The organism is Ovoidimarina sediminis, from assembly GCF_032586175.1.
GTDB classification, from domain to species: Bacteria; Pseudomonadota; Alphaproteobacteria; order Rhodobacterales; family Rhodobacteraceae; genus Ovoidimarina; species Ovoidimarina sediminis.
Map to the genome: position 1 here is coordinate 1 of NZ_JAWHTE010000009.1, position 11,809 is coordinate 11,809.

Sequence of the window (11,809 nt, forward strand, 5' to 3'; positions counted from 1 at the left end):
CCTCCCAGACAGGATGAATCACAAATCAGCTCCAACAGGAATCCCCGCGATTCAGGTTTTCAGTCGGATGCTTTAGGCTTTCGATGGGCGAGACGGCATCCATTTCGCCAGTCAGATGAGGTATGATCTTATCCTGATGGATATCAGCATGCCTGAGGTCGACGGGGTAACCGCGACGGAGACAATACGCCGGGAGACCGGCCCCAATCAGGAAACGCCAATCGTCGCGCTAACCGCACATGCCCTTCCGGAAGACCTGGAGCGCTTCCGGCATGCGGGGGTGACCGACACACTCATCAAACCGTTGAGCCGTCAGGCGCTTGAGCGAGTGGTGGGCGCGAACATCTCGTCCGCAACAGACCTGCCAACAAGCGAGACGTTTGAAGTGCTTGCCATGCTGAGTGAACAGATTGGCAGGGCCGAGACCGTCGATCTTCTGGATCAGTTCATCGAGGAATCCGACAACCTGGTTCAGTCGCTCTCGTTCGTTGAGGGGACGCCAGACGCGAGACATCAGCTTTCTCAACTTGCCCACAAGTCGGCCGGGTCTGCTTCGGTTTTCAGAAGCCAGGCGTTCGCGGGCCTCCTGAGGAAGCTCGAAACCGTGCTGCGGGAGGACGAAACCGCGGAATTGCCCGCGATTGCAGCCGAGCTTGAGACGTGCTTGTCAGCCACCCGGAAGGAGCTGATGGAATGCCGGGATGATATGACCCCCGGCGATGGGAACGGCAATATGGGCGAGACCCAGGTCCAGATCGGATGATAGGCCGAAGCATTGGTGTATGTCAGGCGGAAGCGGCTCTGTGGCGGCTTTTCCGGACGCGATGGGAGATCGATGCCCTGTGTTGAGAGAGACAGGTTCGCATTCGTCCGACAGCACCATTCGGCCGTTTTGCCGCCGGTGATCGCGCCGGGTCAGGCTGAGCCATCTGGTGGCCGGAGCCCGCCCATTTCATTCTGGGCCACGTGGCTGGTCATCCAAAGGGCAAGGCCGAGGCCCGTGACCACGGCCGTCGCAATGCCGAGCCAGACGCCGATCTCGTCGAAACGGAGGAGGCCGACGAATATCCAGACGAAAAAGGCCACGCCGAAACAGTGGCGATAGAGGCTGATCCAGACTGTCCAGATCGGGCGTTTGAGGGCCTGAAGGAACGAGTTGATGGAAAAGAGCGCCATGTAGAAGGGCAGGATCAACCCATCGACGCGCAGGTAGGTGACGCCGACGCGGATGACCTCGGGGTCATCGGTGAAGAATCCCATCATGGTGCGGCCGAACACCCAGAGGATCGGCCCGGCGATGGCGGACAGGACAAGCCCGACCTTCCAGCAGAAGAACAGCGACTGTCGCACACGGTCGAAGTCCTTCGCCCCGAAATTCTGGGAGGCGATCGGAAGAAGTGCACCGGTCATCCCAAGTATCGGAAGCAGGAGGAGCTGTTCCAGCCGGAGCGCGATTCCGTACCCCGCGATGGCGTGTTCGCCGAAGAATTTCAGCGCGAATTGCACGACGAAGACCGCCAATAGCATGACGAGGAAAGATGTGGCGGTCGGCAGAACCTGGATCGAGATTTCGGCGTAGCGATCGAGGCGTGGGGCGAAATCCTTCGTGCGCATGTTCTGCATGCGCCGGCGTCTGAGAACCTGGCGGAAGAGAAACAGCATCACGCCCGTCTGGCTGATCACGGTTGAGACCGCGAGCCCGTCAAACCCGATCCCCGGGATCACGCCCGGAATGCCAAAGATCAACAGGGGATTGAGGGCGATGTTGACGAAAAAGGACACAATGAGCGCGCGCTGCATGGAGACCGCATCGCCATGGGCCTGCAGGATGCCGTTGCATCCGAACATGAGGAGAAATCCGGGCAGGGCCAGAAGAAGCAGGTGGAAGTACCGCACCCCCGCATCGCGATAGGGGCCTGGTTCGGACACGAGCTGAATGAGGAGGGGGCCAAGGAGGTACCCGATGATCGCCAGAAAGCCGGCGGACAGAAGGCCGTAGGAGATGCCCTGCGCGGCGAAGCGGCGCGCGCGGTCGTCCTCGCCAGCGCCGAGGGCGTTGCCGACAAGGGCGCTCATCGCGGCGCCCAGGCCGATGCCGATGGCAATCAGAATGAAGAACGCCTGAAACCCGAGCGACAAACCGGCCTGCGCGCTGGTCGACAGGAGCCCGGCAAAGAACATGTCGACGACATTGTAGAGCGTGTTGAACAGCATGCCGATGGCGGCCGGTATGGCCAGCGTGCGGAAATGCGACGGGATCGGCCCGCGCGTCAGATCGATGTCCAGCGGCATCGCCACATCAGCACCGTGTCATGGGCGTTCGGCCTGAACGGTCAGGAAGACGAAGGTTTCTGTCAGGACATCCTCGAACCCGTGGCTCAGCTCTGCATCGAGGCTGATGCTGTCGCCAGCGGCAAGATGGAAACGCGCGTCTCCGTAGCGATAGACGGCTTCGCCTTCCAGCGCCTGAACGAACACCACGCCATTGCCGACATAGGTCGGCGGGCGGCCGGAGTCGCGGCGCAGGGTGACACGGCGTGCCTGGAACCTAAGATCCTTGCGCGCGTGGAGCGCGAGGTTGATGTATTCGTGACTGTGGTCGCCCGCGAGCCGCGTTGACCTCAGGCCTTCCCCGTGCCGGACAAGGGTGTAGTCGGTATGCGCGGTTCGCGCCTCGCTGAAGAGTGCCGCGATCGGAACTTCGAGTGCGGCGGCAAGCGCGGCCAGTGTATCGATCGAGGGAGAAACCAGACCATTCTCGATGCGGCTGACCATGGCGGCTGAGATGCCCGACAATTCGGCAAGCCGGCGCGCCGATTGCTTGCGGCTTTGACGGAGTTCGATCAGCGAGGCGCCGATTGCCTTGTCAATTTGCCGCCCCGGATCCTGGTCCTGCATCGGTTTCACGGTCAATCCTCGGCGTAATATCCCACGACGTCGCCGTCTGTCGTGACACCAAGTCCGTTCAGCAACCTGTTGGCATAGTTGAAGTATCCGACGATCTGGTTGATTTCCAGAATCTCGCCGTCCGACCAGCCCGCGCCGCGCAGCTCTGCTACGTCCGACTGTTCCATCTCTCCGGGTGAGAGCGTCAGTTTCTCTGCATAAGCCAACGCGGCCAGCTCGGCGCCGTCAAAGGCGTCTTGCGGTGCGCGCGCCGTCAACGCGGCCTCGATTGCATCGGCGCGCGTGTCGTCACCGATCAGGTGCCGCGCATTCGCCCAATGGTTGGCATAGGAGTAAGGGCATCTGTTCAGTGTCGAGACGTAGGAGCTAATCACCTCCTGAAACCACATTGGCACGGTGTTCGTTTCGTCGTGCAGGCAGGCGCGGTAAAGCACCACATGCCCCTTCATGGTGTTCGGCCGCAGCGAATGAACGCGCATGACATTGTCGACAGTGCCATGCGGTGTGCGCGCCAGTTCAAGGATTTCCGTCAAATGCGCATCGGCTTCGTCGTCGGGTATCATCCGAATCCAGGCTGACATTTAGCGATCCCCCTGTGGCGCGGTTCAAATTTTGTGCACTTGGCAGCGGTTAACGAGAATTCAATTGACGATTATTGCGCATTAAGCAACTATATTAATCAACATGCAACGCCTAGGGTGGGTGAAAAAACGTTGGCGGATCGTTCGGCGCTCATCATGATCGGGTCTGATACCCCTCGCGGAGCCGGGCGCCCATGACGCAGTCCAAGCCGATGATCGAGGTGACGAACCTCGACAAGTATTATGGCAAGTTCCAAGCGCTCAAGAATGTCAGCCTGACGGTGGATCAGGGCGAGAAGGTTGTGATCTGTGGCCCGTCGGGGTCGGGGAAATCCACGCTGATACGGTGCTTTAACGGGTTGGAGTGGCACAGTTCGGGCCGCCTCGTGATCGATGGGATCGAGGTTTACGAGGGCGCCAAGGAGATCCGCGAACTGCGCCAGGAAGTCGGGATGGTGTTTCAGCAGTTCAACCTGTTTCCACATCTGACGGTTCTTGAGAACCTAACGATTGGGCCGATGAAGGTGCGCAATATCGACAGGGCGCAGGCAGAGGAAACGGCCCGAAAATACCTGGAACGCGTTCATATCCCCGAACAGGCCGACAAGTACCCCGCACAGCTTTCGGGCGGCCAGCAGCAGCGTGTGGCGATTGCCCGTTCGCTGTGCATGGAGACGCGGATCATGCTGTTTGACGAGCCGACGTCGGCGCTGGATCCCGAGATGATCAACGAGGTGCTGGACGTGATGGTCGAGCTTGCCCAATCCGGCATGACCATGGTCGTTGTCACGCATGAGATGGGCTTTGCCCGCAAGGTCGCCGACAAGATGGTGTTCATGGAAGCCGGCCAGATCGTCGAGGTGTCGCCGCCCGACAAGTTCTTCACCAACCCGTCAAGCGAGCGCTGCCGCCTGTTCCTGGATCAGATACTGGAACATTGAGTTGAGCGATATTGGCATATCCGGGCCGATCGGCCAGCCATTGCCGAGACGCCCGTTTCTGAGACGCTTCTTTGACTCGGTGCCAATTTCGGTACTGATCTACGCTGTCATCGTCGGCCTGATCGGATATGGCGCATATACCGGCGCGCAGGGCATGGGGTATAACTGGCAGTGGTACCGCATCCCGCAATATTTCTATCGCGTTACCGACGAGGGCTTTCAGTGGGGCGAGATCCCCATCGGGCTTGTCGCAACAATCACCTTGTCGGTGACCGCGTTTCTTCTTGCCATGCTGATCGGGCTGGTCGTTGCGCTGTTGCGCCTGTCGGGCCTCGTGGTCGGGTCGGCCGTTGCCGTCGGCTTCCTGGAACTGATCCGGAATATCCCGCTTCTGGTGCTGCTATATCTCTTCTACTACGTGCTGGGGCCGGTCTTCGGCTTTGACCGCTATGTGGCCAGCATCCTGACATTGGCGGTGTTCCACTCGGCCCTGATTTCCGAGATCCTGCGCGCCGGGATCAACGCCGTGCCGACAGGGCAGTGGGAGGCGGCGAAATCCATCGGGATGTCGACATCCCAGACCTACAGGTACATCATCCTTCCGCAGTCCATTCGGTTCATGCTTCCGCCGCTGACCGGAGAAGTCGTGCACCTGATCAAATCCTCGGCGATCGTCAGCGTGATCGCCGTGGCCGAACTGACCACGCTGGGCCGGAACATCATTTCCGACACGTATATGAGTTTCGAAATCTGGTTCACCATTGCCTTGGTGTATCTGGCGGTGACCCTGATCCTGTCGATCGGCGTAAGTTTTCTGGAGAAGAAATATGCCGTCGACCAATAACCATAAAGAAATCAAGACAACATGGAGTGATAAGATGAAGCTTTCTCGCAGAATGCTGGGCGCCGCAATCGGCGCAGTCGTTGCCACCAGCATGGCCACCGCCGGCCTCGCGCAGAGCGCGACGCAGTCATTGTCCAGCGAAAGTGTGATTGAAACGATCAAGCAGGACGGCGTGATCAGGATTGGCCTGTCGCTGTTCGTGCCCTGGTCGATGCGTGACAAGAACGGTGATCTGATCGGTTTCGAGCTGGATGTGGGCCGCAAGCTGGCCGAAGATATGGGGGTTGAGGTCGAGTTTGTTCCGACCGCGTGGGACGGCATTATTCCCGCTCTCGTTGCCGGCAACTTCGATGTCATCATCTCGGGCATGTCGGTGACGGCGCAGCGCAATCTGACCGTCAACTTTACCGATCCCTACGCCTTTTCCGGTCTTGCGATCCTCGCCAACAAGGAGATGACCGCGGGCATGAGTATGGAAGACCTGAACTCTCCGGATGTGACCTTTGCCGCGCGCCGGGGCGCCACGCCCGCGGTCGTGATTGCCGAGAAGTTTCCGCAGGCCACCCTGCTTCTGTTCGACGAGGACGGTGCATCGGCACAGGAAGTTCTGAACGGCAATGCGCATGCGACGATGTCCTCTCAGCCGACGCCGAACCGCGAAGCCGGCAGAAACCCCGAAACACTCGTGGTTATGCCCGGTGAGTTGTTCGATCCGCGCGGCGAAGGCTTTGCCCTGCGCAAGGGCGATCCGGATGCCGTGAACTTCTTCAACAACTGGATCGCACAGCAGTGGCGGTCGGGCTGGCTTGAAGAGCGGCACAACTATTGGTTCGCCACGGAAGACTGGGCGGACCAGGTGTCACAGTAACCAAGACGTGTGATCCGGGGGCAGGGTGACTGCCCCCGGATCAGATGCCGGAGCTTCGCTGGTGCAGGATTTCCTGAAGAAACTCAGATGGCCGGATTACCTGATCCTGGCCGTCCTCGTGGTGTTCTTCGGGTATATCTGGGTCTCCATCGAAGGGACGCTGAACTACAAATGGCGGTGGGAGCTGATCCCGGGCTATGTCGTCGGCTGGCATACAGGCCGCGAGGAATACTTTGCCAATCTGCTTTTGCAGGGCCTGGTCGCGACAATTCGGATCAGCATCTATTCCGGCATTCTGGCGCTCATCCTTGGAACGATCCTGGGGGTGGCGCGGTGTTCGGGAAACCTGACGATCCGGATGCTGGCGCGGACCTATCTGGAGTTCCTGCGCAACGTGCCGCCGGTCGTTGTTGTCTTCATCTTCTTCTTTTTCCTGTCGCAGCAATTGATCGATGCCCTGAACCTCGAGCGTTGGGCGCGCGGGATCGCCCGGCAGGAGGACAACCAGATCTGGACGTTCTTCTTCGGCGACATGCGGCGGTTTCCCTCGCTCGTTTCGGGCGTCGTTGTTCTGGCGCTGTTCGAGAGCGCGTTCGTGGGCGAGATCGTGCGCGCCGGCATTCAGTCTGTGCCCAAGGGGCAGCGCGAGGCCGCGCGATCCATCGGCATGAGCAGCCTGCAGGAGCTTCGCTACATCGTCTTGCCGCAGGCGATGAAGAAGGTCGTACCGCCGCTGGCCAACCAGTTCATTTCCCTGATCAAGGACAGCTCGATCCTGTCACTGATTTCCGTGCAGGAGCTGACCTACAAGTCGGTCGAGCTTGTGGCGTCGTCGCGGATGATCTTCGAGGCCTGGATCACGACGGCGGCGTTCTACTTCGTGGTCTGCTTCGGACTGAGCCGGCTTTTTGCCCGACTGGAGTGACAGCCGGAGAAGGAGTAGCGCCCTGTGCCCCGGTGGTGGGGGGCCTTGCTGCCAGCGGCGCCTATAGCAGGATCTGCACCATTCCGTCTTCTATCCGTGTCTCGAAAACCCGCATAGCCCGGGTGGCGGGTGGGGCAACGGGCGACCCGTCTCGAACATCGAACGCGCCCTGATGCAGGGGGCATTCGATGACGTGACCGTCGAAATAGCCGTCGCAAAGATCCGCGCCGCCATGATTGCAAAGCGCGAGGGATGCGTAGACGCCGCTGGGCGTGTCATAAAGCGCGATCAGCCGGGTGCCGATTTCCACCCGCGTCACCCAGTTCTTTTCCAGGTCAGAGACCTCGATGGTATCGTGCCATGCCTTGGCGGCAGTCATGGCTAGGCCCTGGCGCGGTTTTCCGGCCGCAGGATCTGTCTGAGGATATCCCGGTGCGCGGCAAGGTAGCCGCCACGCTCGACATAGATGTGATCCTTCAGCTTCTCGTGCAGCCGGGGGAGCGCATGGAACGGAACCGATGCCACGTAGTGGTGTTCGGCGTGGTAGTTCATGTTCCAGCACAGGAAGGAGATCGGCCGGGAGACGATATTCGTTCGGGTGTTTTCGGACATCTGGGCCACTGTCGGGCGGCCGACATGCTCTGTCATCCGGACGAACCGCATCACCGGCTCACCGAGAAACAGCGGGATAAGCCAGTACCAGATCAGGCCCCACCAACCGGTGAGTGCCATGGCGAGAAAGACAGCCGCGTAGGCGATGAGCATGCGCCGGGCCTCCCAGAAAACGGCAGTGTGCTCGACCTTGGGAATGAAGCGCAGCTCGGCTTCGCTGAGCCTGCCCGAGGCGTGGCGAAAGAGTTCGGAAAACTTCGCGCGCCAGTAGGGGATCGCGGACAGATACCACAGGTACGCGCCCAATGTCTTTGGCAGGGGGATCATCTCCGGGTCTTCGCCGGTCTGTTGGGTGTAGGTGTGATGATCGCAGTGTTCATATCGAAAGAAGCGGTGCGGCAGGATGATGACAAGACCACAAATCTGGCCCACGAGATCGTTCAGCCAGCGGGTGCGGAACACCGTGTAGTGAACGCATTCGTGTTGCAGTGAAAAGTGGTGCACCAAGACGATGCCGTGAACGAACATCGCGGGCCAGATCAGCCAGCTGTTCCACGCCAGGGTGACGAGCGTTGTGGTTCCGGCAAGAAGCAACAGCCAGAGGGCGAGATGGCGCAGGCCGGGACCATCCGACCGTTGCATAAACGTCTTGAGGTCTTCGCGCGTCAATTTCCCTTCGGCCAAAGCCTGAGTCAGCGGTGTGACAATCGGTTTGGACATGTGTTGATTTCCAAGATCGGCCGGATGAGGGCGTGCGCCCTTCTGTGTCCGGAACCGGAGACGGGAGTGCTCCGCACCATAGCGTTCAGTCGATGAGGCGCCATTGGGGGGGAGACTACCCCGCGCGGCGGCGTTCGTTCAAGACGGATCACGCTCACACGGCGAGGGCCATTCCGATGTTTCGATCGGGATGTGCGAACAGGTTCCCGGCACAGGGGTAGCGCGCCAGGATATCGGGGCCGGTGGGAAGGCGATCGGCGAGGAAGGTGCCGTTTTCCCAGAAGGCCACGCCGTCCACGACAATCGTGGGATCGAACACGTTCCAGCTTATTTCGCCGGGCGCGTAGGCCCCGCAGGTGTGAAAGTGAAGTACGCGCGGATTGCCGAAGGCGGTGCCGCCCCAACGTTCGAAGTTGTCGCGCATGTTCCAGGGATAGGCGCATCCGGGGTGTATGCCCGCATGCCAGGAATGAACGAAGTTTCGATCTATGTTCAACGCGGTGGAGACACGGTCGTAATGCGCTTCGGCGCGGGCCACATCCACGCGGTTTCCGCTGAATCCGGACAGGCGGCCGTTCTCCATCAGGGCGAAGACGGGTGCATCAAATTCCAGCGTATAACCTTCGTAGTATTTTGACCCGGTTCCGGTGAGGAAACTCAGTGCAACCCTGCCCGAGAAGCTGTGGGCGGGGACCGGTGTGAACACCGACATCGGAAACCGTGTGACGGTGGTGTCGCCTGCAGCGCTAAGGTCCATTTTGGGGCGGCCCGTCACGTTCGTGCCCCGGGGGCAGGTGATACTTATCTCTGAAGCGGAAGCGAGGACCGTGTTCACCGCAGTTTTGAGTTCGAGAAATGCCGCGTGGTGGGCCGTCGAGAAGCCCGAGCCCAGAAGCTCGCGCGAGTGTGCGAAGCTGACGACGATCTTCTTTCCGGGCGGCATATCGGAAAACCGAAGCTGATCCCCGAGCCGTGCGAGGAACAGGACTATGTCCGCCGCCATCATGCGCTTCCTGAGATCGGGTGTCAGGTGCGGGTTGCCGGGGTCGAAGCCGACATCGATGGTGTCTACGGAAAGCCCGAGTTGCCGGGCCGCGTCGCTTACGATCCTGACGCTGTCGGCATCGAAATACCCGAACTTCGCCGGCTCGTAGGCGATCAGCAGCCGGTCTCCCGCAGCCGCATGTGCGCAGTTTACCAGCAGGTTGCGCGCGCCGCGTTCGGGCGTCTGGTGGACCATAGGCAACTCCACTTGGCTTGTTCGTTGGAGAGGTTACGATCTGTTAACGTCGTGGCCTATTGGAAATTCGGAATAGCTGCCATAAGACTCACTTATATGATCCTGAACCTGCCATACTCGGCGCTGCGGGCTTTCGAAGCGGTCGTCCGTCATTCCGGGTTCTCTCCGGCCGCCGATGAGCTCGGCATCAGCCAAAGCGCCGTCAGCCAGCATGTCCGGGCGCTGGAAGAGTGGACCGGGCGGGAGTTGCTGGTGCGTGGGGCGCGCCAATCCGCACCAACACGGGACGGCGAGCAGCTTGCCAGGGCAATCGCCGAAGGCCTGGGCGGGATTTCCGACGTCTGCAACCGGCTGCGCGAGAGGACCCGGAGCGACCGGACAATCGTGATTTCCTGCCTGCCGGGATTTGCCTTCAACTGGCTGTTCCCAAGGCTTTTGCATTTCGATCTGGCGCATCCCGATCTTTCCATTTCGATTGCGACCGATACCGGCCAGCAGCCGTTCTCCGGTGCGTCGGCCGATGTCGGCATTCGCTATGGAGTAGGGGATTTCTCGGGGCTTCAGGTGGATTTGCTTATGACCGAGCGGTTGTTTCCCGTCTGTGCGCCCGACCTGAGCCCAAGACCCGAGAGCATCGAGGACCTGGCGCAGCATACGCTTCTGGTGGACGAGAACCTTCACCACGGCAAATTTAGCCCGACGTGGGAATTCTGGGCGCGGCAATGCGGTGTTGCGCTGCCCGATACGGTTCGCACGCGACAGCTGGGCCAATCCAACATGGTCGTCCAGGCCGCCATCGAGGGGCTGGGCGTGGCATTGGGGCGTGAACCGCTGGTGATAGATGCGCTGTCCGCCGGGCGGTTGATTCGGCCGTTACCGCATATGACGGATTCGCCGCTTTCCTACTGGTTGGTGCGCCGCCCGGACGCAAAGCCCGGCCGGAAGGTCGAAGAGTTCCTGAACTGGATCAAAAGCGAGACCGCGGCGCTTCCGGATCTGCCAGCGGCCATGGGTTAACGTGATAAGCCTCACTTATATCGAGCATTATCAATCAGGCATGGTGCAAACTGTGCCCCGTGCAATAATGCGCCACGCCGACCCGCTGTCTGGAGGATAGCCAATGTACCTGAGAAACTGCTGGTATGTCGTCGCATGGAGCAAGGATATCGGCCGTGACCTGAAGGCCGAAACCTATCTGGGCGAGAAGATCGTTCTTTATCGGCAGCAGGACGGAACGCCCGTCGCGCTGGAAGACGCCTGCCCGCACAGGAAATTGCCCTTGTCGAAAGGCAATCTCAAAGGCGACCTCGTTGAGTGCGGCTATCACGGGCTGACCTTCGATTGCACGGGCAGGTGCATCGACAGCCCGACCCAGCGGGGAATGACACCCCGCCGGGCGGTCGTGCGGTCTTACCCGGTCGTCGACCGGTACCGGTTTCTCTGGATGTGGATGGGCGATCCCGCGCTCGCGGATCCCGACAAGATCTTTCCCATCGAGAATTTCGATGACGAAAGCTGGGGCAAGACCGATGGCGGGGTGATGGACATCGATTGCAACTATCTTTGGGTGTGCGACAACCTGCTTGACCCAAGCCACGTGGCCTGGGTTCACGTTTCGTCCTTCGCAGGGGCCGGGACCGATGAAGAACCCCTGAATGTCGAGAAGACCGATCGCGGCGTCGTCGTGTCCCGCTGGATCGAAAACAAACCTCCCTCGCCATACTACGCCAAGCTCGTGACCTTCGAGGGGGACTGTGACAGGCTTCAGCACTATGAAATGTGCCTGCCCGCGATCGGGTTGAACAAATCGATCTATACCCCCGTTGGCACGGGAGGGTACGGCCGGGACCCGGTGGACGACACCTTCATCAACATCAGCTACAATTTCATGACGCCGATCGATGAAGACCGAACCCGGTATTTCTGGTTCCAGCACCGGAATGGCCGACCGAATGATCCGGAGATCTCGGAATTCATGAATGACGGCGCGCGCATGGCGTTTCTGGAAGACAAGGAAGTGCTTGAGGAGGTTCATATCGGGATGAAGAATGCCGTCACCCCGCATATCGATCTGGGCCTCGATGCCGGGGCGAAGCAGTTCCGGCTGACGCTTGAGCGCGCGATTTCCGCCGAAGCCGAAGAAGGGGCGCTTGCCGCGACCGCATGAGCAT

12 protein-coding genes and 1 pseudogene are annotated in these 11,809 nt (G+C 60.3%); 7 read left to right on the top strand and 6 right to left on the bottom strand.

Annotation, left to right across the window (positions count from 1 at the left end; genetic code table 11):
• Positions 1 to 94: 94 nt before the first annotated feature.
• Positions 95 to 763 (top strand): annotated as a pseudogene (locus RXV90_RS25840) (response regulator); the annotation flags it as partial.
• A 152-nt stretch (positions 764 to 915) separates the two neighbouring features.
• Here the strand turns inward: RXV90_RS25840 and RXV90_RS11935 are convergent.
• The 3 genes from RXV90_RS11935 to RXV90_RS11945 are packed head-to-tail and all read right to left on the bottom strand — an operon-like array spanning position 916 to position 3,488.
• Entirely contained in the window at positions 916 to 2,298 is a 1,383-nt protein-coding gene (locus RXV90_RS11935; protein WP_316648934.1) for an MATE family efflux transporter, read from the bottom strand.
• A gap of 12 nt (positions 2,299 to 2,310) precedes the next feature.
• Positions 2,311 to 2,898, bottom strand: coding sequence for a helix-turn-helix domain-containing protein (locus RXV90_RS11940; protein WP_316649141.1), 588 nt, complete (start codon positions 2,896 to 2,898; stop codon positions 2,311 to 2,313).
• 11 nt (positions 2,899 to 2,909) lie between these two features.
• Entirely contained in the window at positions 2,910 to 3,488 is a 579-nt protein-coding gene (locus RXV90_RS11945; protein ID WP_316648935.1) for a carboxymuconolactone decarboxylase family protein, read from the bottom strand.
• A gap of 194 nt (positions 3,489 to 3,682) precedes the next feature.
• Here RXV90_RS11945 and RXV90_RS11950 point away from each other — a divergent pair, with 194 nt between their 5' ends.
• The 4 genes from RXV90_RS11950 (at position 3,683) to RXV90_RS11965 (ending at position 7,066) form a co-directional block, all read left to right on the top strand.
• On the top strand, positions 3,683 to 4,429 hold the full coding sequence (locus tag RXV90_RS11950) for an amino acid ABC transporter ATP-binding protein (RefSeq protein ID WP_316648937.1): 747 nt from the start codon (positions 3,683 to 3,685) through the stop codon (positions 4,427 to 4,429).
• Between the two features lie 79 nt (positions 4,430 to 4,508).
• Positions 4,509 to 5,273 (top strand): amino acid ABC transporter permease, encoded by a 765-nt coding sequence (locus RXV90_RS11955; RefSeq protein ID WP_316648939.1) that lies wholly within the window; start codon positions 4,509 to 4,511, stop codon positions 5,271 to 5,273.
• Complete coding sequence (locus RXV90_RS11960; protein WP_316648940.1) at positions 5,257 to 6,141, top strand: transporter substrate-binding domain-containing protein; 885 nt, start codon at positions 5,257 to 5,259, stop codon at positions 6,139 to 6,141. The genes RXV90_RS11955 and RXV90_RS11960 overlap by 17 nt, the downstream gene beginning before the upstream one ends.
• A gap of 61 nt (positions 6,142 to 6,202) precedes the next feature.
• Complete coding sequence (locus RXV90_RS11965; RefSeq protein WP_316648942.1) at positions 6,203 to 7,066, top strand: amino acid ABC transporter permease; 864 nt, start codon at positions 6,203 to 6,205, stop codon at positions 7,064 to 7,066.
• A gap of 61 nt (positions 7,067 to 7,127) precedes the next feature.
• On the opposite strand, the gene RXV90_RS11970 is transcribed toward RXV90_RS11965, so the two are convergent.
• The 3 genes from RXV90_RS11970 to RXV90_RS11980 all read right to left on the bottom strand — a co-directional run bounded on the left by RXV90_RS11970 (position 7,128) and on the right by RXV90_RS11980 (position 9,638).
• Positions 7,128 to 7,445, bottom strand: a complete 318-nt coding sequence (locus tag RXV90_RS11970; RefSeq protein WP_316648943.1) for a non-heme iron oxygenase ferredoxin subunit — start codon at positions 7,443 to 7,445, stop codon at positions 7,128 to 7,130.
• A gap of 2 nt (positions 7,446 to 7,447) precedes the next feature.
• Positions 7,448 to 8,320, bottom strand: a complete 873-nt coding sequence (locus RXV90_RS11975) for a fatty acid desaturase (protein ID WP_316648944.1) — start codon at positions 8,318 to 8,320, stop codon at positions 7,448 to 7,450.
• Between the two features lie 232 nt (positions 8,321 to 8,552).
• Complete coding sequence (locus RXV90_RS11980; protein ID WP_316648945.1) at positions 8,553 to 9,638, bottom strand: hypothetical protein; 1,086 nt, start codon at positions 9,636 to 9,638, stop codon at positions 8,553 to 8,555.
• Positions 9,639 to 9,734: 96 nt separating this feature from the next.
• On the opposite strand from RXV90_RS11980, the gene RXV90_RS11985 reads away from it, so the two are divergent.
• Both RXV90_RS11985 and RXV90_RS11990 read left to right on the top strand, forming a co-directional pair.
• Positions 9,735 to 10,655, top strand: coding sequence for a LysR substrate-binding domain-containing protein (locus RXV90_RS11985; protein ID WP_316648946.1), 921 nt, complete (start codon positions 9,735 to 9,737; stop codon positions 10,653 to 10,655).
• 103 nt (positions 10,656 to 10,758) lie between these two features.
• Complete coding sequence (locus RXV90_RS11990) at positions 10,759 to 11,805, top strand: aromatic ring-hydroxylating dioxygenase subunit alpha (protein ID WP_316648947.1); 1,047 nt, start codon at positions 10,759 to 10,761, stop codon at positions 11,803 to 11,805.
• Positions 11,806 to 11,809 lie beyond the last annotated feature (4 nt).

What these genes read in the sequence shown, in the direction of transcription:
- RXV90_RS11945 (WP_316648935.1), bottom strand. Translation starts at nt 3,488, where the DNA reads ATGTCAGCCTGGATTCGGATGATACCCGACGACGAAGCCGATGCGCAT.
- RXV90_RS11950 (WP_316648937.1), top strand. Translation starts at nt 3,683, where the DNA reads ATGACGCAGTCCAAGCCGATGATCGAGGTGACGAACCTCGACAAGTAT.
- RXV90_RS11990 (WP_316648947.1), top strand. Translation starts at nt 10,759, where the DNA reads ATGTACCTGAGAAACTGCTGGTATGTCGTCGCATGGAGCAAGGATATC.
- RXV90_RS11960 (WP_316648940.1), top strand. Translation starts at nt 5,257, where the DNA reads ATGCCGTCGACCAATAACCATAAAGAAATCAAGACAACATGGAGTGAT.
- RXV90_RS11940 (WP_316649141.1), bottom strand. Translation starts at nt 2,898, where the DNA reads ATGCAGGACCAGGATCCGGGGCGGCAAATTGACAAGGCAATCGGCGCC.
- RXV90_RS11975 (WP_316648944.1), bottom strand. Translation starts at nt 8,320, where the DNA reads ATGCAACGGTCGGATGGTCCCGGCCTGCGCCATCTCGCCCTCTGGCTG.
- RXV90_RS11980 (WP_316648945.1), bottom strand. Translation starts at nt 9,638, where the DNA reads ATGGTCCACCAGACGCCCGAACGCGGCGCGCGCAACCTGCTGGTAAAC.
- RXV90_RS11970 (WP_316648943.1), bottom strand. Translation starts at nt 7,445, where the DNA reads ATGACTGCCGCCAAGGCATGGCACGATACCATCGAGGTCTCTGACCTG.
- RXV90_RS11985 (WP_316648946.1), top strand. Translation starts at nt 9,735, where the DNA reads ATGATCCTGAACCTGCCATACTCGGCGCTGCGGGCTTTCGAAGCGGTC.